The organism is Metapseudomonas otitidis (assembly GCF_011397855.1).
In the GTDB taxonomy this organism is placed as follows: Bacteria; Pseudomonadota; Gammaproteobacteria; order Pseudomonadales; family Pseudomonadaceae; genus Metapseudomonas; species Metapseudomonas otitidis.
Window position 1 is genome coordinate 3,395,149 of record NZ_AP022642.1, and the last position, 23,776, is coordinate 3,418,924.

General features: G+C 69.9%; 3 protein-coding genes. All 3 read right to left on the reverse strand.

Features of this window, described 5'->3' with window-relative positions; all coding sequences use genetic code 11:
- Nucleotides 1-56: 56 nt before the first annotated feature.
- Genes PotMrB4_RS15490 through PotMrB4_RS15500 form a run of 3 tightly spaced genes read right to left on the reverse strand, consistent with a single transcriptional unit; the run spans nt 57 to nt 23,705 of the window.
- Nucleotides 57-12,401, reverse strand: coding sequence for a non-ribosomal peptide synthase/polyketide synthase (locus PotMrB4_RS15490; protein WP_172433832.1), 12,345 nt, complete (start codon nt 12,399-12,401; stop codon nt 57-59).
- Nucleotides 12,394-20,298 carry a non-ribosomal peptide synthetase gene (locus PotMrB4_RS15495; RefSeq protein ID WP_172433833.1) on the reverse strand — a complete coding sequence of 2,635 codons (7,905 nt, stop codon included), beginning with the start codon at nt 20,296-20,298 and terminating at the stop codon, nt 12,394-12,396. The genes PotMrB4_RS15490 and PotMrB4_RS15495 overlap by 8 nt, the downstream gene beginning before the upstream one ends.
- Before the next feature lie 2 nt (nt 20,299-20,300).
- On the reverse strand, nt 20,301-23,705 hold the full coding sequence (locus PotMrB4_RS15500) for a non-ribosomal peptide synthetase (RefSeq protein WP_232060714.1): 3,405 nt from the start codon (nt 23,703-23,705) through the stop codon (nt 20,301-20,303).
- Between the last annotated feature and the right edge of the window lie 71 nt (nt 23,706-23,776).

Genomic DNA, 23,776 nt, shown 5'->3' on the forward strand with positions numbered 1-23,776 from the left:
TATTCGCATGAGGAAGTTAGCCGAGGGCGTCACAGCCCCCGGCGAGTTGCGCCTGCTCAGTGCACCGATGCCTGGTCCATCAGGGCCTGCAACTGCACGAGGCAGTCGTCCAGTAGGCACTCAATGGTCTCGACCCGGTAACGGCGGCAGCTGAAGTTGCAGTGCAGCGACAGGCGGCCATCGCGCAGTTGGGCCATGACCTCCAACTCATTGGCCAGGACCTCGTCCGCGCCATGGTCGCGCCCGGTGCCCTCGGCCACCACGGCGAACCGTTCGAGTGTTTGCTCGGAATTGAACTGGCCGAGGTAGCTGAAGCTCACCCTGGGACGGCTCATGCCCGCCAGGCGCTGGCGCAGAGGGGCCTCGCCCAGGTAGCGCAGCACGCCGTAGCCCATTCCGTTGTCCGGCACCGCCCGCAGTTGATCCTGGACAGCGCGCAGCGCTTCCAGCGTGTGGCCGGCCGGCGCCAATCGCAGCGGGTACTGGGTGGCAAACCAGCCCAGAGTACGGCTGACATCCAGATCGCTGCGTTCGCTCCCTCGACCGTGGTACTCCAGCTCCAGCAGCACCGACACCTGCCCGCCCCAGCTGCACAACGCCCTGGCCAGTGCGCTCAGCAGCAGCTCGTTGAGTGAGGCGCCAAGTGCCGTAACCACCTGACGCTGCAAGCGCTCGCTGGACGACTCCGACAGGAAGCGCTCCACGGTAGTCAGGTGGCAGGCCAGGTTGCGCCCTCTGGGGTTGTCGCACGGAATCCCGCCGTCCTCCCCTTCCAGCATTTCCAGCCAGTAGTCGCCCTGGCTGGCGGCCAGCTCGGCCGCCTGGGCCTGCCAGTGCTCGGCCCAGGCGCGATAGCTGTCCGTAGCGGGCTGCAGGCGCGGCTCTTGTCCCGCGACCAGCATGCGATAGGCCTGCAGCAAGTCCTCACTGAGGATGCGCCATGACACCAGGTCCATCGCCAGATGGTGGACCACCAGCAGCAGCCGCTCCTCTCCTTCGGGCAAGCCGATGTGCACGACCCGCAGCAGCGGCCCCGCCTGTAGGTCGAGGCTGAGCTGCGCCTCCTCCGCAACGGCCACGACCGCCTCTGGATGCTCGACCTGGCGTTGCCAAAGCGCAGCCTGTGGCACCTCCAGCACCGACTGGCGCCATTCCCCGTCCTGTTGCCGGAAGCTCAGCCGCAGCGCTTCATGATGGGCAATCACAGCCAGCACTGCGCGCTCCAGCGCTTGTAGGTCCATGGCCTGCCGCGGGCGCAGCAGCAGCGCCTGGTTGAAGTGCGCGGGGTTGCTCCGCTGCGTCTCCAGGAAGCGTGCCTGCACAGGCAGCAGGCAGAAATCCTGGCCATTCTCGATGTCAGGCCGCGCCTCGACCTTGGCGACCGACTCCGCAAGCCCCTCCAGCAAACCAGCGATGCTGGGCTGGCGTATCAGGTCGCGCAGCTTCAGGTCCAGTTGCAGATCCTGCCGCGCGCGAACCCGGGAGATCACCTGGAGGCAGAGGATCGAGTCGCCACCCAGTTCGAAGAAGTTGTCGGTGATGCCGACCCGCTCCACCTGCAGCACGTCCGCCCAGATTTCCGCCAACAGCCGCTCGGGCTCGGTGCGCGGGGCCACGTACTCGTCCTGCTGGAAGCTGGGCTCAGGCAGCGCCTTGCGATCCAGCTTGCCGTTGGGCGTGACCGGGAACGCCGCCAGGGCGATGACCTGCGCCGGCACCATGTAGTCGGGCAGTTCAAGGCGCAGCGCGGCCTTCAGGCGCTCGCCCGCGTCCACCTGCGGGCAGACCACGTAGCCGATCAACTGCTTGCCGGAAGCCGCGTCCCGCGCCACCACCAAGGCATCCTCGACGCCCTCCTGGCGGCGCAGGCAGGCCTCGACCTCGCCCAGTTCGATACGGAAACCGCGGACCTTCACCTGGTGGTCGATACGGCCGACGTAGTCGAGAATGCCGTCCTCGCGCAGTCGCACGAGGTCACCCGTGCGATACAGGCGCGCGCCCGGCTGGCCGAAGGGGTCCGGTACGAAGCGCTCGGCGGTGAGTTCCGGGCGCCCCTGGTAGCCCCGGGCCACGCCTTCGCCGCCGATGTAGAGCTCGCCGGCGAAACCGACAGGCAACGGGTTGAGGTTCTCATCCAGCACGTGCAGCGAGCGCTGGCCTACCGCACGCCCGATGGGCGCGTAGGCCGCCTGGCACTGCCCGCTGACCGGCACCTTCCACAGCATCGGCGTCACCACCGTCTCGGTGGGTCCGTAGCCATTGGTGAAGTACAGCGGACGCAGCGCCGCCTTGACCTGCTCGAAGCTCTGCTCCGGCACCGCATCCCCGCCGAAGCAGTAGATGCGCACCGGCGGCGCCGGCATGCCGCTGCTCTCCACGAACTCGGCCATCTGCTTGAGGTAGGCCGGCGGGAAGCAGGCGATGGTGATGCCGTGTTCGTGCAGGGCGTGCAGGGTCTGCTCCGGCGTCCACAGGCCGCCATCGCGGATCACCAGGGTGCCGCCGCTGGACAAGGTGCTCAGCCAGCGCTCGTGGGCACCGTCGAAGGCGAAGGACATGAAGTGCAGCTCTCGGGTGTCATCGCCCATCTCGTAGAGCCCGACAATTGCCTGGCAATGCATGCTCAGCGGCCCGTGGGTCACCGCCACGCCCTTGGGCCGGCCGGTGGAGCCCGAGGTGTAGATCAGGTAGGCCAGGTTGCCCGCGTCGAGACGGCTGGGCAGCGGCTCGCCGTTGCCCAGCGGCGCCAGTCCGTCGAGTTCCACCACCTTCAGGCCATCGGCGGTGGGCACACCTGCACGCAGGTCGCTGCGGGTGATCAGCAGGGCCATCGAGGAGTCCTCGATCATGTAGGCCAGGCGCTCCGCCGGGTACTCCAGGTCGAGCGGCACATAAGCGGCGCCGGCCTTCATTACCGCGAGCAGGCCGACCACCAGCTCCACAGAACGGTCCAGCGCCACCCCCACCACGGTCTCGGGCCCTGCGCCCCTGGCCAAGAGCTCACGGGCCAGGCTGTTGGCGCGGCGCTCCAATTCGCCGTAGCTCAGGCGCTGCCCGCCACAGACCAGCGCGGTCGCCTCGGGCCGGCGGGCGGCCTGCTGCGCGATCAGCCCCGGCAGCAAAGTCGGCGAGTGGCTCGCCTCGCCCGGCAGGCTCCAGTCCATGGCCACCTGCAGTTGCGCAGCTGACAGGCGTTGCAGGTTGCCCAGACGCTCCTCGGGTTGGCACAGCATGGCCTCCAGGGTGTCCTCCATCACCTGGCGGATGCGCTCCACCGCAGCCTCGGAGAAGCTCGCGCGCAGGTACATGTATTCGATCATCAGGCTGTCGCCCAGGTGCACTGCCAGGTCCATGGGGAAGTTGGTCAGCCCCAAGTCGTCGGACTGGCCGAAGGTCAGCCCGGCCGCCTCGGCCTCGCGCAGGCGCTGGTCGATCGGGTAGTTCTCGAACACGATGATGCTGTCGAACAGCGCCTGGCCGCCGAGACCGGACCAGCGCTGCACATCCGCCAGCGGCGCATGGGACCAGGCGCGGATATCCAGGTTGTAGCCCTGTAACTGGCGCAGCCAGTCGTCCAGCCGCTGCGTCGGCTCCAGCTCCTGGATCACCGGCAGGGTGTTGATGAACAGCCCCAGCATGCTGTCGGCATGGGGCAGGCTCTCCGGCCGCCCCGCCACGGTGGCGCCAAAGGCCACGCGGCGTTGCCCGGTATAGCGTTGCAGCAAGAGCAGCCAGGCGCCCTGGATCAAGGTGTTCGGGGTGATCCGCAGTTGCCGGCAGAACTGCTGCATGCGTGTGGTCCATTGCGCGTCCCAGTTGGAATACAGCGCATGGTGGCCGCGGCCCTGGCCATCGTGACGCGGGTGGACGGCCTGTGCCAGGACAGTAGGCTCGCACTCGGCCAGACGCTCGCGCCAGAAGCCTTCGAGTGCGTTCGCATCCTGGTTCTGCAGCCAGGCGATGAAGTCGCCATAGCGCCCCGCCCGCTCCTCCAGCGGCTTGCCCACGTAATGTTCGAGCACCTCGGCGAACAGAGTCGAGCTGCTCCAGCCGTCCATGAGGATGTGGTGACCGGTCCAGACCATCTGGTAACTGGCGTCGTCGATGCGTACCAACAGCATGCGCTGCAAGGGCGCCGCAGCGAGGTCGAAGCCGCGTTGGGCTTCCTCGCGTGCCAGCGCTTTCAGGGCCTCATCGGATACGCTGCGGTCGCGCCAGTCGAGCACCTGGATCGGCATCTGCGCATGGCGATGCACCACCTGCAGGGGATCGCCGGCCTGCCAGTGGAAGCTGGTGCGCAGCACGTCGTGGCGGGCGGTGACGAACGCCCAGGCGTCGGCGAAGCGGTCGAGATCCAGCCCGGTCACGGACAGACTGATCTGGTTGATGTAAAGCGCCTCGCCGCTGTCCTCCAGGGTGTGGAACAGCATGCCCTGCTGCATCGGCGACAACGGGTAGACGTCCTCGATCTCGCTCTCCGCGACCGGCAATGCCGCACGGCGCTCCGCGCTGACTTCCACGCGGGTGACGGGCTGTGCCTGCTCGATTGCCGGCGCGAGTCCAGCCAGGGCGGCGGCCAGTTGGGCGACGGTCTGGTTCTCGAACACCAGCCGCGGCGATACCTCCAGGCCGGCCTGGCGCGAGCGGCTGGCAATCTGGATGGATACGATGGAATCTCCACCAAGCTCGAAGAAGTTGTCGGTGATCCCGACTCGCTCGACTCTCAGTACTTCCTGCCAGATGGTCGACAGACGCTGTTCCAGTTCGCTTGTCGGCGCCACGTATTCGCGACTCGACTGCACCATGTCCGCCGTAGGCAGGGCCTTGCGATCCAGCTTGCCATTGGGCGACAGCGGCATGCGTTCCAGCAGTACCCATTGCGCCGGCACCATGTAGTCCGGCAACGAGCCCAGCAACTGCGCCTTGACGCCCTGCCAGTAACTGCCCTGGACCTCCGCCTCGGCACAGGCTAGGGATGCCGGCTCCGGCACCAGATAAGCCACCAGTTGCTTGCCGCTGGGACCGTCGACGGCCACCACCAAGGCTTCGCGTACCGGCTCCTGTTCTTGCAGGCGCGCCTCGATCTCGCCCAGCTCGATGCGGAACCCACGTATTTTTACCTGATGGTCAACCCGGCCGACGTACTCGATCTCGCCCTCTGCGCTGTAGCGCGCCAGATCGCCCGTGCGGTAGAGGCGTGCACCGGGCTGCGCGGAGAAGGGATCAGGAATGAAGCGTTCGGCAGTCAGGCCGGGGCGATTGAAATAGCCGCGCGCCAGCAGTTCACCACCTATCACCAGCTCGCCGACCAGGCCGACCGGCACGGGCATGCCTATTTCGTCCAGCAGGTAGATGCTGCGTCCCGGAAGCACCCGACCGATGGGCATGGTCAGCGGCAGGGGCCGCTCTTCTCGCACATAGGGCGCGCAGTCCAGTGTGGTCGCAGTGACGGTGGCCTCGGTAGGTCCATAAGTATTAAGCAGCCGGATGTCTCCCAGCCCAGCCTGGCGCCATGCCGCCAAACCCTCCGGCGGCATGGCCTCACCACCGCTGTGGACCTGTCTGAGCGCCCCGTAGCTGCGCGGGCCGGCCTGGGCGAAGTCGCGGGCAAGCATGTACCAGTAGGCAGTGGTCAGATCGACGACGCTGATGCGCTTTTCGATCAGCTCCTGATAAAAGGTCTCGCTGCTCCAGATCTCGTTGCCGCGCAGCACCACCGAGGCGCCGCAGATCAGCGCCGGGTAGAGCTGCTCGACGAAGCCGTCGAAGTTGAAGGTGGAGAACTGCAGGACACGGTCGGATTCTTCGAGGTCGAAGAAGTCCAGCGCCACCCAGGCATGCCGGGCCAAAGACTGGTGGCTGATGCCAACGCCCTTGGGCCGCCCGGTCGAACCCGAGGTGAACATGATGTAGGCCAGGTTGTGCGGGTGCAACGGTACCTGTAGGTCTTGGCCATCCAGCGCTCTCCAGGCGACGTCCCGGTCCAGGCACAGGCGCGGCAGCGCAGCGGGAATCGGCAAGCGCTCCAGCAGGGATTGCTGGGTCAGGACCAGCGCCGCGCCGCTGTCCTCAATCATGCACAGCAATCGGTCGGCCGGGTAACTCGGGTCCAGCGGCACGTAAGCGCCGCCGGCCTTGAGCACCGCCAGCAGGCCGACCACCAGATCAAGCCCACGCTCCACGGCGATCCCGACCCGTATATCCGGGCCGATGCCCTGCGCCTTCAAATGTCTGGCCAGGCGGTTGGCACGCAGATTGAGTGCGCCGTAGGACAGTTGGCAATCCTCGAACAACAGCGCCGGAGCGTCCGGGTTGGCTTGCGCCTGGGCCTCGAACAGTTCGTGCACGAAGCGCTCGCTCGGGTAGTCGATGGCCGCACTGCTCCACTGCTCGACCAGCCTGCTCCGCTCGTCTGCCTCCAAGAAGTCCAGGCTGCCCAGCGTGGCATACGGCTGCTCGGCCATGAGCCCGATGAGGTTCGCCAGATGGTCCGCCAGGCGCCGCACGACAGGCTCGCTGAAATGCGCCCTGTCGTAGCCGAACTCCAGCACAAGGCCGTCTTCCAGGCTGACACTCAGGGTCAACGGATAGTTGGTCAGCTCGTGATTGGCCAACTCGCCGAAGCGCAGGTCCTGCGAAGCGCCCTGCTGCAAGACCGCGGAAACCGGGTAATTCTCGAACACCAACAGGCTGTCGAACAGGCTTTCACCACCCTGTCCCGCCCAGCGCTGGATGTCGTTCAAGGGCGTGTATTCGTGCTCGCGCAACTCGAGATTGAGCGCCTGCACCTGCTCCAGCCATTGCGCCACGCGCTGCTGCGGTGCGGGCGCACCGATCACCGGCAGGGTGTTGATGAACAGCCCAAGCTGCTGCTCGATGCCCGGCAGCTCCACCGGGCGCCCGGACACCGTGGCACCGAAGGCCACGCTGCGCTGGCCGCTGTAGCGCTGCAGCAGGAGCAGCCAGGCCGATTGCACCAGGGTGTTGAGGGTGACCTGCTGCTGGCGGGCGAAGGCCTGCAGGCAGCGGGTCTGCCCGGCATCCAGGCGTGCGCTGTGCAGCGCCTGGCCGGGCTCGGGGCTGGCCACGCGGCCACAGGCCAGGGCCAGGCGGGTCGGTTCCTCCAGCGGCGCCAGCTGCTCCAACCAGAAGCGTTCGCTGGCGGCCCTGTCCTGGCGCTGCAGCCAGGCGAGGTAGTCCTGGTAGCGCCCTTCCGGTGCGGCGACGTCCTGCCCGGCATAGGCCTGCAGCACTTCGCCCAGCAGGCGCGAGTTGCTCCAGCCGTCCATGAGGATGTGGTGGCTGGTGTAGATCAGGTGGTGGCTGTCGTCGCCGGTGCGCAGCAGGCAAAGCCTGAGCAGCGGCGGCCGCGCCAGGTCGAAGCCACGGTCCAGCTCGTGGGCAGCGCGGGCATCCAGATCGGCGGTGTCGATCCCCTCTTCGACGACTATCTCCAGGGCCGCCTGGCGGTGGATCACCTGGCGCGGCGCGTCCAGCCCCGCGTCCCAGATGAAGCCGGCGCGCAGCAGCTCGTGGCGGTCGACCGCCTGCTGCCAGGCACTGGCGAACCGCGCCACATCGAGGCCACGGATGTCCAGGCGCATCTGGTTGACGTAGGTGCGCCCGCTGGCCTCGTACAGGCTGTGGAACAGCATGCCCTGCTGCATGGGCGACAGCGGGTAGAGGGTGGCGACTTCGCGGGCCGGCAGCGCCAGCGCGTCCAACTGGGCCTGGTCGAGCCCGGCCAGGGGTACGTCGCTGGGGGTCAGGCCGGCGTTGCGTGTGTCGCAGCAGTGTTCGATCAGCGCCTCCAGCGCCTGCTGGTAGGCCTCTGCCAGGCGGGTGATGGTGGCCTCGGCGAACACGTCGCCGCTGAAGGTCCAGTTCAGGCTCAGCTCGCCGCCGAACACCTGGCCATCGACGCTGAGCCAGTTGCCCAGGGGCGCCTGCGGGTCCTGCCCGGCGCCACGGCCCTCCTCGGCCGGTACCCAGAGCGCGCCCTCGGCGAAGTCGCCGTCGAACTGGCCCAGGTAGTTGAAGGTGATGCGTGGCTGCGGCAGGCCGGCGAGTAGCGCACGGGCCTCGTCGCTGCCCAGGTGGCGCAGCAGGCCGTGGCCCAGGCCCTTGTCCGGGGTGCTGCGCAGTTGCTCCTTGATGCGCTTGATGGCGGTGCCGATGTCGGCAGCCGGTTCCAGGCGCACCGGGAACAGGCTGGTGAACCAGCCGACGGTGCGCGACAGGTCGATGTCCTCGAACAGGTCCTCGCGGCCGTGGCCTTCCAGCTGCACCAGCGCCGAGGCCTCGCCCGTCCAGGCGCAGACGGCCTGGGCCAGGGCGGTCAGCAGCAGGTCGTTGACCTGGGTGCGGTACGCGGCCGGTGCGTCCTGCAGCAGTTGCCGGGTGCGGGTGGCGTCCAAGCGGGTGGCGACGCTGCGGGCATGGCGGTTGTCCAGGGCGCCCGCCGGGTTGTCGCGCGGCAGGTCCGCCGGCGCGTCCTGCAGCAACTGCTGCCAGTAGCCGAGCTGGGCGGTCATCGCCTCGGAACGGGCGTGGGCACCAAGGCGCTCGCCCCAGGCCTTGAAGGACGTGGTCTTGGCCGGCAGTCGCGGCGTTTCGCCGGCCTGCAGCTGGCGGTACGCGGTCTGCAGGTCTTCCAGCAGGATGCGCCAGGAGACGCCGTCCACCACCAGGTGATGGATCGCCAGCAGCAGGCGCTGCCCGCCACCGGGCAGTTCGATCAGGGCCAGGCGCAGCATGGGGCCGGCAGCCAGGTCGAAGCTGCGCTGCACCTCGCTGCAGAAGGCCGGCAGTGCATCGAGGCTGTCCAGCTGGCCGCACCAGAGCAGCTCATCGGCGGCGGCCGCCTCGGCATGGGCCTGCACCCAGGCCCCTTCGACCTGGCGATAGCGCAGGCGCAGGGCATCGTGGTGCTGCAGCAGCTGGGCCAGGGCGCCAGTCAGCAGCACGGCGTCCAGCGGCTCGCTCGGGGCCAGCAGCAGGGACTGGTTCCAGTGGTGGCGGTTGGGGATCTCGGTGTCAAAGAACGCCTGCTGGATCGGCAGCAGCGGCGCCTCGCCGGTCACCGGTCCCTGGTCCACCTGCAGCGCCTCGCTGAGCTGGGCCACGGTGGCCAGGCGGCGGATGCTCTGGTGCTGGAACAGGTCGCGCGGGGCGATGCGGATGCCCGCCTGGCGCGCGCGGCTGACGATCTGGATGGAGATGATGGAGTCCCCGCCCAGCTCGAAGAAGTTGTCGTCCACGCCCACCTGCTCCAGGCGCAGCACGTCCTGCCAGATCAGCGCCAGGCGCTGCTCCAGTTCGTTGCGCGGCGCCTGGTATTCGCTGCGGGCCTGGGCCGGGTCCGGCTTGGGCAGGGCCTTGCGGTCCAGCTTGCCGTTGGGCGACAGCGGCATGCGCTCCAAAAGCACCCACTGCGCCGGCACCATGTAGTCCGGCAGCACCTCCAGCAGGCGTGCCTTGACGCCCTGCAGGTAGCCACCCTGGATTTCCGCCTCGGCACGGGCCAGGGACTCCGGCTCCGGCACCAAGTAGGCCACCAGTTGCCTGCCGCTGGGACCGTCGGCAGCCACCACCACGGCTTCGCGCACGGCGTCCTGCTCCTGCAGGCGCGCTTCGATCTCGCCCAGTTCGATGCGCAGGCCGCGGATCTTCACCTGGTGGTCGATGCGCCCGGCGTATTCGATCACCCCGTCCTCGCGCTGGCGCGCCAGGTCGCCGGTGCGGTACAGCCGCTCGCCGTTACCGAAGGGGCTGGTGACGAAGCGCTCGGCGGTCAGCGCCGGGCGGCGGTGGTAGCCGCGCGCCAGGCCGATGCCGCCCAGGTACAGCTCGCCAGTGACGCCGGGGCTCACCGGGTTCAGTTCAGAGTCGAGGACGTAGGTCTGCAGGTTGGCGATGGGCTGGCCGATGGGCACGGCATCTTTGCCCTCTTCGATGCAGGTCCAGTGGGTGACGTCGATAGCCGCTTCGGTGGGGCCGTAGAGGTTGTACAGGCCGGCCTGGGGCAGCAGTGCCATCACCTGGCGCTGCAGCTCCACCGGCAGCGCCTCGCCGGAGCAGACGATGCGGCGCAGCGAGGTGCAGCGGGCGGCGCTTTCATCCCCGACGAAGGCCTGCAGCATCGAGGGCACGAAGTGCAGCGTGCTGATGCCTTCCTCGGTGATCAGTTGCACCAGGCGCGCCGGGTCACGGTGGTCGCCAGGCAGTGCCATGACCAGGCGCGCACCTTCCATCAGCGGCCAGAAGAACTCCCACACCGAGACGTCGAAACTGAACGGCGTCTTCTGCAGCACGCTGTCTTCGGCACTGAGCTGGTAGGCCTCCTGCATCCACGCCAGGCGGTTGTGCAGGGCGATATGGCGGTTGCCGGCACCCTTGGGCTTGCCGGTGGAGCCGGAGGTGTAGATGACGTAGGCGAGGTTTTCCGGGTGCAGCAGTACGCCGGGATTGGCGTCACTGGTGGAGGCCCAGGCAGCGGATCGGTCCAGCTCCAGCACCGGCAGCCCGGCGGGAATCGGCAGGCCGTCGCGCAGGTGCGACTGGGTCAGCAGCAAGGCAATGCCGCTGTCCTCGAACATGTAGGCCAGGCGGTCCTGGGGGTATTCCGGGTCCAGCGGCACGTAGGCGCCGCCGGCCTTGAGGATGGCCATGAGCCCCACCACCATCTCCACCGAACGCTCGGCGGCGATGCCCACCAGCACGTCCGGGCCCACGCCCAGGCTGTGCAGGTGATGGGCCAGGCGGTTGGCCTCGGCGTTCAGTTCGGCGTAGCTCAAGGTGCGCGCGGCGAAGGTCAGCGCCGGGGCAGTCGGCTGGCTTAGCGCACGCTGCTCGAACAGCTGGTGCACATACACGCTGCCGGGGTAGTCGCGGGCCGTCTGGTTCCAACCCTGGATCGCGCGCTCACGCTCACTGGCGGTGAGCATCGGCAGGTCGCCGAGGCGGCTGCGCGGCTGCTCGGCGATGGCGGCCAGCAGGTTCTGCCAGTGCACCGCCATGCGCTGGATGCGCTCGGCGTCGAACAGGTCGGTGGCGTAGATCAGCGAGGCACTGAGGCCACGGGGGTGCTCGGTGCAGTCCAGGCTCAGGTCGAACTGGGTGGTGGGCATGGCCCAGTGCACCGGCTCCACCCGCAGGCCCGGCAGCACGGCCGCCAGGCCGCCCACCTCACCGGCGCTCACCTGGTAGTTGAACATCACCTGGAACAGCGGGCTGTGGCTGAGGCTGCGCTCCGGTTGCAGGGCGTCCACCAGTTGCTCGAACGGCAGGTCCTGGTGGGCCTGGGCAGCCAGGGCGGCCTGGCGGGTCTGTTGCAGCAGGTCGACGAAGGCGGCGTCGTTCTCCACCTGGGCGCGCAGCACCTGGGTGTTGACGAAGAAGCCCAGCAGGCGCTCGGTCTCGGCGCGGTTGCGGTTGGCAGACGGCACGCCGACGCGGATGTCGCCCTGCCCGCAATAACGCTGCAGCAGGAGCTGAAAGGAGGCCAGCAGCAGCATGAACGGCGAGCAGCCCTCACGCTGCGCCAGCTGCTTGAGGCGGGCGAACAGCGCACCGCCCAGCTCCAGGCTCAGGCGCGCGCCCTGGGCACTGCGCAGCGCGGGACGCGGGCGGGCGGCCGGCAGCTCCAGCAGCGGCTGCTCGCCACCCAGTTGAGTGGTCCAGTAGGCCAGCTGGCGCTCGCGTTCGCCGGCCTCCATCCACTGGCGCTGCCAGGCCGCGTAGTCGGCGTACTGGATGGCCAACGGCGGCAGCTTGGCGTCGTGCCCGAGGCGGAAGCCCTGGTAGAGGGTGATCAGCTCTTCCACCATCAGCTGCATGGACCAGCCATCGGAGACGATGTGGTGCTGGGTCAGCACCAGCACCCGGTCGTCCTCACCCAGCTCCAGCAGGCGTACGCGCAGCAGCGGGCCGCGTTCCAGGTCGAAGGGGCGCTGCGCCTCCCGGCCGATGGCCCCGGCCAGCAGCGCCTCGTCGGCGCCCGGCAGGTGCTCCTGCTCGACGACGACCCGCCCCTGGGGGTGGATGCGCTGGCGCGGCTGCCCATCCTCCAGCACGAAGGTGGTGCGCAGCGGTTCGTGCCGGGCCACCAGTGCGTCGAAGCTCCGCTGCAACGCGTCGAGATCCAGCTCGCCCTTCAGGCGCAGCGCCGTGGGCATGTTGTAGGCGGCGCTGTCCGGCTCCAGCTGCCAGAGAAACCACTGGCGCTGCTGGGCGTAGGACAGCGGCAGCCCCTCGCGTTCGCTGAGCGGCACGATGGGCAGCCGGGCGAGGTTGACGCCCTTCTCCGCCAGCTTGCTGAACAGGGCCTGGCGACGCGGGTGGTCCAGCCCCTTGATGCGCTCGACCAGGACCTGGGTCTGGGACGATTCCTGCTTAAGCATCGCAGGCCTCCAGCTCGTCCAGTGCCTCGAAGATCGCGTCGAAATCGTTTTCCATACCGCCCTGCTCCCTCGTTTTCTCGATCAGCGCCGCCAGTTCCTCGATGGAGGTGGCGGTGTAGAAATCCTGCATCGGTAGGTCGATGCCCAGTTCGTTCTTCAGGCGCGAGGCCACCCGCACCAGCAGCAGCGAGTGCCCGCCCAGCTCGAAGAAGTTGTCCTTCAGGCCGACCCGCTCCACCTGCAGCAGCTCGGCCCAGATGCCGGCCAGGCGCTGCTCCAGCTCGCTGCGCGGCGCCTCGTAGTCCGCCAGCAGCTGGCGGGTGTCGAGTTGCGCCAGGGCCTTGCGGTCGAGCTTGCCGTTGGCGTTCAGCGGCATGCTCTCCAGCAGCACCCAGTGCGCCGGCACCATGTAGTCCGGCAACTGGCGCCGCAGTGCGACCTTGAGCGCCTCGCGGATGGCCCGCTGGTCGTCCTCGCTGTCGCCACGCACGCCCCAGCTGGCGGCATCGGCCACCAGGTAGGCCACCAGGTGCCGGCCCACGGCCAGGTCCTGGGCGAGCACGGCGATGTCGCGCACGCCCTCCTGCTCGCGAATGCGCGCCTCGATCTCGCCCAGCTCGATGCGGAAGCCGCGGATCTTCACCTGGTGGTCCACCCGGCCGACGTACTCCAGCACGCCGTCCAGGCGCCGCCGCACCAGGTCGCCGGAGCGGTACAGGCGCTGCCCGGGCACCCGGGCGAAGGGGTCGGGCACGAAGCTCAGGGCGGTGCGCACCGGGTCGCCGACGTAGCCCCGGCCGACGCCGGTGCCGCTGATGCACAGCTCACCCACGGCGCGCGGGCACACCAGCTCCAGCTGGCCGTCCAGCACGTGCAGCTGGTTGTTGTCGGTGGGCAGGCCGATGGGCAGGTAGGTGCTGCCGGTGTCCGCCTCGACCACGCGGGTCAGCGACACGTCGTCCGAGCACTCGGCCGGGCCGTAGGCGTTGACCAGCGGGATCCGGGGGTAGCGCTGCAGCCAGCGGCGCGCCAGCTCCGGCGGCATCGCCTCGCCGGTGGTGAGCATCCAGCGCAGGCCCGGCAGCGCGACGGGCGCGGCTTCGAGCATGCCCTGGATCAGCGAGGGCACGCTCTCCAGCACGGTGATGCCGGCCTGGTTGACGTGGTTCAGCAGCGCCTCGGGGTCGTGGGCGATCTCGTCCGGGACGATCTCCACCCGCGCGCCGCAGAGGCCGGCGGTGACGAACTGCCACACGGAGATGTCGAAGCTCTGGGAAGCGGTCTGGGCGATCACGTCGTCCATGCCGAGGCCCAGGTACGGCAGCTTGCTCAGCTGGTTGTTGAGCATCCCCGCCTGCTCGACCATCACGCCCTTGGGCGCACCGGTGGAGCCGGAGGTGTAGATCACGTAGGCCAGGTGGCGCGGCCCGATGGGCAGGCACGGTGCGGCAGCGGCACGGCCGTCCTGCACGTGCTCCCACACCAGCAGGCGCGGGCGCGCCGCCTCGTCCACCTCGGCCAGCAGCGGCGCCAGGGCCGGCAGGCACGCCTCGGTGCACACCAGCACCGGCGCACGACTGAGGGTGAGGATGTGGCGCAGGCGCTGGGCCGGCAGGTGCGGGTCCAGCGGCAGGTAGCCGGCGGCGGCCTTGAGGGTGCCGAGGATCATCCCCAGCAGCGGCAGGCCGCGCTCGGCCAGCAGCGCCACGCTCTGGTCGGGCTGCACGCCGGCCTCCAGCAGGGCCTGGGCCATGCGGTTGCCCAGTGCGTCCAGCTGCGCGTAGCTCCAGCGCTCGCCCTGGCAGCTGGCGGCGATGCGTTGCGGGTGCTGCGCCGCCTGGGCCTCGAACAGGCGCGGGTAGCCGCCGTCCAGCGGGTAGTCGCGGTCCGACCGGTTGAAGGTGTGCAGCAGCTGCTCGCGCTCGTCCGTGCCGAGCAGCGGCAAGGCGTCGAAACGCGCCTCCAGCTGCTCGCCCAGGGCCAGCAGCAGGCGCTTGAAGTCGCCCAGCAGCTGGCTGACGGTGGCTTCGTCGAACCAGCGGCGGTCGTAGGACAGGTGCAAGCCCAGGGCATCACCGGGGTAGATGACCACGGTCATCGGGTAGTTGGTGTGGGTGCGCCCGGAGTCCGAGCTGATGTTGAGGTTCTCCACCTGGGTCAGCACGCCGTCCTCGATGGGCGCGTTCTCGAACACGAAGAGGCTGTCGAACAGCGACTGGCCCTTGCCGATCTCGCTGCAGGCCTGGATGTCCACCAGCGGCAGGTGCTCGTGCTCGCGCAGGCGCAGGTTGAGGGCGAACAGCTGCTGCAGCCAGCCGCTCACCGTCGTGGCGCTGCCCGCCTCGGGCAGGTGCACACGCAGGGGGATGCTGTTGATGAACAGGCCGACGGTGCGCTGCATGTCTGGCACGTCCACCGGGCGGCCGGCCACGGTCACGCCGAAGACCAGGTCACGGGAGCCGCTGTAGCGGTGCAGCACCAGCGCCCAGGCGGCCTGGACCAGGGTGTTGACGGTGAGCTGGTGGCGCTGGGCGCGTTCGCGCAGCTGTCGGCCTTCGCTTGCCTCCAGGTGAGTGTGCAGGTCGCCGATGCTCGAATGCCCGGCATCCTTCAGCGGCTGGCGGTCGAAAGGCAGGCTGGTGGGCTGCTCGAAGCCGGCCAGCTGCTCGCGCCACAGCTGCGCGGAGGCCGGCAGGTCCTGGCGCTTCAGCCAGCGGATGAAGTCGGCGTAGCGCGAGGCCGGCGCCAGGCGCGCCTCACGGCCTTCGCCGAGGGCGGCGTAGAGCTCGAAGAATTCGTCCACCAGCAGCGAGCGGCACCAGGCGTCGATGAGGATGTGGTGGTTGCTCAGGACGAAGCCGAAGCGGCGCTCGCCGAGCTGGATCAGGCGCAGGCGGAAAGGCACCGCGCCCTGCAGGTCGAAGCCCTGGCGGCGTTCCTCGGCGAGCATCTCGCGCAGCTTGGCCTCGTGCTCGGCGGCCGGTACGTCGCGCCAGTCGTGCAGTTGCACGTCCGGCTGCGCGGTGCGGCGGACGATCTGCAGCAGGCGCTCGCCCACGGTCCAGGAGAAGGTGGTGCGCAGCGCGTCGTGGCGCTGACCGACGGCCTGCCAGGCGCGGGCGAAGCGCTCGGGGTCGATCTCGGTTTCGACGCTGTAGCAGTACTGCATCATGTAGATGCCGGAGCCCGGCTCCAGCAGCGTGTGCATCAGCAGGCCTTCCTGCATGGGCGACAGCGGGTAGATATCCTCCACCTCGCGCGGGTCCACCGGCAGCGCGTCCAGTTGCGCCTGGGTCAGGCCCGCCAGGGGGAAGTCGGCCGGGGTGGCGCCGCCGGCCCGGGCGTCCAGGCAGTGCCCGACCAGCGCCGCCAGTTCGCGGGCGTAGTCGGCGGCCAGTGCGGCGATGGCGGTCTCGTCGAACATCTCCTGGCTGAAGGTCCAGCCCAGCTCCAGTTCACCGCCCAGCACCTGGCCGTTGACGCTCACCCAGTTGCCCAGCGGCGCCTCGGCCGACTGGGTGGCGCCGAAGCTTTCGGCGGCAGGCGCGAACAGGCGCTCGTCGCCGAAGCCCTGGTCGAACTGGCCGAGGTAGTTGAAAGTCACCCGCGCCTGGGGCAACGCCACTAGGGCGGCCCGTTGCGCGGGTGTGCCCAGGTGGCGCAGCACGCCATGGCCGATGCCCCGGTCGGGCACCCCGCGCAGTTGTTCCTTGATCGCCTTGATCGAGCCGGCCAGGCCCTCGGCCGGGGTCAGCGCCACCGGGAACAGGCTGGTGAACCAGCCGACGGTGCGGCTCAGGTCGACGCCCTCGAACAGGTCTTCGCGGCCGTGGCCCTCCAGTTGCACCAGCGCGCTGCCCTGCCCGCTCCAGCGGCACAGCACGCGCGCCAGTGCGGTGAGCAGCAGGTCGTTGACCTGGGTGCGATACGCGGCGGGCGCCTGCTGCAGCAGTTGGCGGGTGGTCTCGGCGTCCAGGCGGCAATGCAGGGTGCGGGCGTGGCGCACCTGCAGCCCGGCGTCGCGGCGTGCGCCCGGCAGGTCATCCGCCTGGCCGCTGAGGCTCGCCTGCCAATAGGCCAGCTCGGCGTCACGGGCCGGCTCGCGGGCCCATTGGCCCAGGCGCTCGGCCCAGGCTTTGAAGGCGGTGCCTTTCTCCGCCGGTGCCGGGGTGCGGCCGGCGAGCAGCGCCGTGCAGGCCTGCTCCAGGTCCTCCAGCAGGATGCGCCAGGACACGCCGTCCACCACCAGGTGGTGGATCACCAGCAGCAGGCGCTGGCTGCCGTCGGCGAGGTCGAACAGCACCGCGCGCAGCAGCGGTCCGTCGGCCAGGTCGAGGCTGCGTTGCGCCTCGTCGGCCATCGCCTGCAACTGCGCCGCGTCACTCGCCTGGCGCTGCCACAGCAGGCCGGCCGGCAAGGTGGCCTGGTGTTCCGCACGCCAGCCGTCCGCCTGCTGGCGGAAGACCAGGCGCAGGGCGTCGTGCTGGGCCACCATCACCGCCAGCGCCTGTTCGACGACGGGGGCAGTCAGCGGCTGGCGCGGCTGCAGCATGACCGCCTGGTTGTAGTGATGGGGCTCGGCCTGCACCCGTTCGAAGAAACGGGCCTGCACCGGCAACAGGGGCATCTCGCCGCTGACCTGGGCCGGCGCACGGGGCGCTGCCGGGCGGCTGTCCACCTTGGCGACCTGGGCCAGCTGGACGATGGTCTGTTTCTCGAACAGCTGACGTGGGGTCAGCTTGATGCCCTGGCGCTTGGCCCGGGCAATGATCTGCAGGCTGAGGATGGAGTCGCCGCCCAGCTCGAAGAAGTTGTCCTCGACGCCGATGGCCTCGCGCTTGAGCACCGCCTGCCAGATGGCCACCAGTTGTTCCTCCACCGGCGTGCTCGGCGCCACGTGGCGCTTCTGCTGCACCTCGGGCTGGGGCAGCGCGCGGCGGTCCAGCTTGCCGTTGGCGGTCAGCGGCAGGCGCTCCAGCAGCAGCAGGTGGGCCGGCACCAGGTAGTCCGGCAGCCGTGCCTGCAGCTGTTCGCGCAGGGCCTGGGCGCTCAGGTTGGCGTCCTCGGGCACGCACCAGCCGATCAGTTGCAGCTGAGCCAGGTCGTCGCCCTGGGGCACGGCCAGCACCACGGCGTCGTGCACGCCGGGCAGGCTACGCAGCACGCGGGCGACCTCGCCCGGCTCGACCCGGTAGCCACGGATCTTCACCTGGTCATCAGCGCGGCCGAGGAAGTGCAGCAGGCCCTCAGCGTCCTGGCGCACGCGGTCGCCGCTGCGGTACAGGCGCGCACCCGGCGCGCCGAAGGGGTCGGGCACGAAGCGTTCGGCGGTGAGCGCGGCCTGGCCAAGGTAGCCCTGGGCCAGGCTGTCACCCCCGATGTACAGCTCGCCGACGACGCGCGCCGGCAGCGGGTTGAGCACATCGTCCAGCACCTGCACCCGGGCGCCCGGCAAGGCCTCGCCCAGGGGGATGCCGGCGCCTTCGGCCAGCTCACCCCGCACCTCGTGGGTGAGCACGCCCACGGTGGTCTCGCTGGGGCCGTAGTGGTTGATGAAGCGGCAGCCGGGCTTGAGTTCGCGCACCTTGCGGTACAGCGCCGGGGAACAGGCCTCGCCGCCGACGATCAGCGCGTGCTCGGGCAGCGCATCGGCCGCATTGGCCGCCTGTAGCAGGCCACCGAGGTGGCTGGGGACGATCTTCAGCACACCGATGCGCTGCTCGGCCATGTAGGCGGCGAAGGCATCCGGGTCGAAGCCCAGGGACTCCGGCAGCACGTGCAGCGTCCGCCCGGAACACAGGGCGCCGAACAGCACGGTGTGGCCGAGGTCGGCGGCGATGGTGGAGACCAGCGCCAGGCTGGCGTCCGCCGGCAGGTCCAGGCGCTGCAGCAGGCCGTCGACATAGCTGGCCAGCGCGCCGTGGCTGACCACCACGCCCTTGGGCTGGCCGGTGGAGCCGGAGGTGTGGATCACGTAGGCCGGAGCCTCGGGCAACGCCGCAAGCACAGGCGCCTCGGCGGGCAGCACAGCCCAGTGTTCGGGCTGGTACGGCTGCACCTGGCAGCCGCTGTCGGCCAGTGCCGCCTGGCGCGTCTCGCCCGCATCACACAGCAGCACCCGGGCGCCGCTGCGCTGGAGCATGCCCTGCAGGCGTTCGGTGGGTGCCTTGACGTCCAGCGGCATGTACAGGCCGCCGGCCTTGAGGATGCCGAGCAGGCTCACCAGCCAGTCCAGCGAGCGCTCCATCAGCACCGCCACCGGCACGCCAGGGGTGACGCCGAGGCTGCGCAGGTGCTGGGCCAGGCGGTTGGCCCGGGCATCCAGCTCGGCATGGGTCAGTTGGCTGTCGGCGCAGACGGCGGCCAGGGCCTCGGGTTGGCGGCGCACCTGCTCGTCCCAGCGCTGCAGCACCAGGGCCGGTTGCGGCCGCTCGGGGGCGGGCTGCGGCGCAGGGGGTTCGGCCAGGCTGTGCAACGGTGCGTCGGGGCGCTCCAGCAGGGTTTCGAACAGCACCCGCAGCGAGGCGATGAAGCCCTCGATGCTGGCGCGCTGGTAGAGGTCGCTGGCGTAGGTCATCTCGCCATGAATGCGCTCGCCGTCATCGGTGATGTCCAGGGCCAGGTCGAAGTGGGTGCCCTCCTTGCGCAGCGGATACTCGCTGACGGCGAGGCCCGGTAGTTGCAGCGCGGTCTGCTTCTGCACGCCGACGTTCTGGTTGAACTTGGCCTGGAACAGCGGGTTGTGGCCGAGGCTGCGCTCGGGCGCGAGCACGTCCACCAGTTGCTCGAAGGGCAGCTCCTGGTTGGCCTGGGCGGCGAAGGTGGCCTCGCGCACCTGGGCCAGCAGTTCACGCAGCGACTGGCGCTCGTCGATGACGCAGCGCAGCACCTGGGTGTTGACGAAGAAGCCGATCAGCCCTTCCACCTCCTCGCGCCCGCGGTTGGCGTTGGGCACGCCGATGCGGATGTCGCGCTGGCCGGAATGCCGCGAGAGGAACAGCGCGTAGCCGGCCAGGGCCAGCATGAACAGGGTTACGCCCTCGACGCGGGCGGTTTCGCGCAAACGGCTGGAGAGCGCCGTGCCGAAATCGAACCGCAGCGTCTCGCCCTTGAGGCTCTGCACCGGCGGGCGGGGGAAGTCGGGGGCCACCTCCAGCAGCGGGTGCTCCTCACCCAGCTGCTCGCGCCAGTGCTGCAGCTGGCGTTCGCCCTCGCCCGCCTCCAGCCAGCGGCGCTGCCACAGGGCGTAGTCGGCGTACTGCAGGGGCAGCGGCGGCAGGCTCTCGGCACCGGCCTGGTAGGCCTGGACGAACTCGCGGACCATCACGTCCATGGACCAGCCGTCGGAGACGATGTGGTGCATGCACACCACCAGCACGCACGTGTCCTCGCCGAGGCGGAACAGGCTGGCGCGCAGCAGCGGGCCGTGCAGCAGGTCGAAGGGCCGGCCCACCTCCTCGTCCACCTGGCGGGCCAGTTCGGTCTCGGGGTCGTTGCTGCTGGAGAGATCGACCTGGCGCAGGGCCAGGGGCGCGGCGGGCAGCACCCGTTGCAACGGCTGCTCGCCGTCCACCTGGAACACGGTGCGCAACGCTTCGTGGCGCTCGATCAGGGCATCGAAGGCGCGCTGCAGGCGGGCTTCGTCCAGCTCGCCCTTCAGGCGCAGGCCGGCGGCCATGTTGTAGGCGGCGCTGCCGGGGTCCAGCTGCCAGAGGAACAGCAGGCGCTGCTGAGCGTAGGACACCGGGATGGCGTCCTGGCCGTGGCGGCTCACGGGGATCGGCAGCAGGCCGAAGTCCTTGCCGTCCTGGCGCAGCTTGTCGAGGAACTGGCGGCGTTGTTCGAGCGGCAGGCCGATGAATTTCTCGGCGATGCGCAACGTGGTGGTGCGGGACATGCTCAAACCTCCTCCAGTGAATTCATGAACGCTTCCATGTCGGCCCAGTCCTCGTCGGCGGTGCCGCCCAGGGCCTCCAGCTCTTCGGACAGGGCCGCCAGGTGCGGGCGTTCGAACAGGCTGCTCATGGGCAGCGCGATGCCCAGCTCGGACTTGATCCGGGCGATGACCTGGACCGCCAGCAGCGAGTGCCCGCCCAGGTCGAAGAAGCTGTCGTCGAGGCCGACACGGGGCACCTGCAGCACCTCCATCCAGATGCCGGCCAGGCGCCGTTCCAGCTCGCTGGCCGGCGCGCGGTAGGCGGCCTGCAGCTGGCTCGGGTCGGGCTCGGGCAGGGCCTTGCGGTCGAGCTTGCCGCTAGGGGTCAGCGGCAGGCGCTCCAGCAGCACCAGGTGCGCGGGCACCATGTAGTCCGGCAGGGTTGCGCGCAGGGCCTCGCGGATGCGCTGGCGTTGCGCGTCGGGGCCGCTGCCGTCGGGCTCGGTGGCCAGGTAGCCGACCAGCTGCCGCCCGCCGGCCATGTCCAGGGCCAGCACGGCGGCCTCGCGTACGCCGGGGCATTGCTGCAGGCGCATCTCGATCTCGCCCAGCTCGATGCGGAAGCCACGCACCTTCACCTGGTGGTCGACGCGGCCGATGTACTCGATGGCGCCGCTGGCGTTGAAACGCGCGCGGTCGCCGGTGCGGTAGAGGCGCTCGCCGGGCACCTGCGGGTCGGGCAGGAAGCGCTGGGCGGTGAGCCCCGGCTGGCCGTGGTAGCCCCGTGCCAGGCCCGGGCCGCCGATGTACAGCTCGCCGATGGCGCCCGCCGGCACCGGCTGCAGCTCGCCGTCGAGGATGAACAGGCGGCGCCCGGCCAGGCCCTGGCCGATGGGGATGCCGCGCCAGGAGACATCGGCCGAGGCCAGCTCGCTGCAGTCATGGACGCTGGAAACCACCGTGGCCTCGGTGGGGCCATAGGTGTTGAGCAGGCGCACGCCGGCCAGCCCGGCACGGCGCCAGAGGTCGAGGCCGTCCACGGCCATGGCTTCGCCGCCGACGTGGATCTGGCGCAGCGCGCCGAAGGCCTGCGGGGCACCTCGGGCGTAGTCCTGCACCAGCATGTGCCAGTAGGCGGCAGGCAGGTCGGCCAGGGTGATGCCGTGCGCCACCAGGGCCTGCTGGAAGGCCGCGCTGTCCCACAGGCGGCCGTCGCGCAGCACCACGCGGGCGCCGACACACAGCGGCGGGTAGAACTGCTCGACGAAGCCGTCGAAGCTGCAGGTGGCGAACTGCAGCACGCGGTCGCCTGGCTGCAGGCGCGAGTAGTCGGCGGCCAGCACGCAGAACTCGGCCAGGGCGCCGTGGCTGATGGCCACGCCCTTGGGCCGGCCGGTGGAGCCGGAGGTGTAGATCACGTAGGCCAGGTTGCCGGGCGCTACTGCCACGTTCGGCGCGTGCTCCGGCTGGTCTTCGAGCCCGTTGCCGGCCTGGTCCAGGCACAGGCTGTGGATGCCGTCGCCGAGGGGCAGCGTGTCGTGCAGTGCGGCCTGGGTCAGCAGCAGGCGCACGCCGCTGTCGTCGAACACCTGGGCGATGCGCTCGCCGGGCGCCTGGGGGTCGAGGGGCACGTAGGCGCCACCGGCCTTGAGCACCGCCAGCAGGGCCACGCCCATGTCCAGGGAGCGCTCCAGGGCGACGCCCACCAGCACCTCGGGGCCGACGCCCAGTTGCATCAGGCGGTGGGCCAGGCGGTTGCTGCGGCGCTCCAGCTCGGCGTAGGTCAGCTGGGCGCCGGCGCCTTCGCCGGCCAGCACCAGGGCGATGGCCTCGGGGGTGCGCGCGGCCTGGGCCTGGAAGCGCAGGTGAGCCGGCTCCGGTGCCTGGGGAGCGTCGCCGCGCAGGGCCCAGGCCTGCAATTGGCGGGCTTCTTCGCCGGCCAGCAGCTGCAGTTCGCCAAGACGGCGACTGGTGTCGGCGACCACGCTGTGCAGCAGGTTGCGCCAGTGACCGGCCATGCGCTCGACGGTGGTGCCGTCGAACAGGTCGGTGGCATAGGTGAAGGCGGCCAGCAGGCGCTCGCCCTCCTCCCGGGTCTCCAGCATCAGGTCGCTGGCGGCGGCATGGTGGCGGGCGCCGGCGACGCTCTGCTCGGCGTCCAGGTGCGCCAGTTGCAGGCCACAGCCCAGGCGCATGCCCTGGATGTCGGTGACCAGCGGCTGATGGTTGTACATGACCTGGAACAACGGGTTCTGGCTCTGGCTGCGATTGGGCTGCAGGGCCTCCGCCAGCGCGTCGAAGGGCAGCTCCTGGTGCGCCTGGGCACCCAGTGCGGTGAGGCGCAGGTCCTGCAGCAGCTGCACGAACGGCAGGCGCCCATCCAGCTGGCTGCGCAGCACCTGGGTGTTGACGAAGAAGCCGATCAGGCCCTCGACCTCGCCCCGGTTGCGGTTGGCGATCAGCCCGCCGACTCGGATGTCGCCCTGGCCGCTGTAGCGGTACAGCAGGGTCTTGAAGGCCGCCAGCAGCACCACGAACAGGGTCACGCCCTGGCGCTGGGCCAGGGCCTTGAGGCCGGCGTGCAGCGTCGGTTCGAGGGCGAACTCGATGCGCGCACCGGCATGGCTGGGCTGTGCCGGGCGCGGGCGGTCGCTGGGCAGCTCCAGGGGCAGGTGCTCCTCGCCCAGCTGGCCGCGCCAGTAGTGGAGCTGGCGCTCGCGCTCGCCGGCTTCCAGCCAGCTGCGTTGCCACAGGGCGTAGTCGCGGTACTGCACGGGCAGTGCCGGGAGCTGCGGTTCGGCATCGGCGCTGCGGGCGTTCAGGCAGCGCATGAACTCCTCGATGAGGATGTTCATCGACCAGCCGTCGGCAATGATGTGGTGCATGGTCAGCAGCAGCACGTGCTCGTCGGCGGCGAGGCGCAGCAGCACCACCCGCAGCAGCGGGCCCTGCTCCAGGTCGAAGGGCTGGTCGGCCTCCCGGGCGACCGCTTCGCGGGTGCATTGCAGGCGCTCGTCGGGCGCCAGGGCGGACAGGTCCAGGTGGCGCACCTGGGCGTCGGCACCGTCGCCGACCCGCTGGAAGGCCTGGCCGTCGGCCTCGTGGAAGGTGGTGCGCAGGCACTCGTGGCGTGCCACCAGGTCGGCGAAGGCGCGGTCCAGCGCGCTGCGCTCCAGCGGGCCCAGCAGGCGCACGGCACCGGGCAGGTTGTAGGCAGCGCTGGCCGGCTCCAGCTGCCAGAGGAACCACATGCGCTGCTGGGCGTAGGAGAGCAGGTCGCGGCTGGGGCTGCCGCTGCAATCGGGGATGGGGAAGCTGGCGAAGTCCATCTGCTCGCCCTTGAGGGCTTCGAGGAACAGGTGGCGCTTTTTGGGGGGCAGGTCGATGAACCGACGGGCCAGGAGGCGGGATTGATCGAGGGTGGTCATGGGTCGTCCGATCGGGTGGAGGGAGCCCTGGGCTCCGCGATACCAGATGAACGAACGATTTGGCTTTGCAT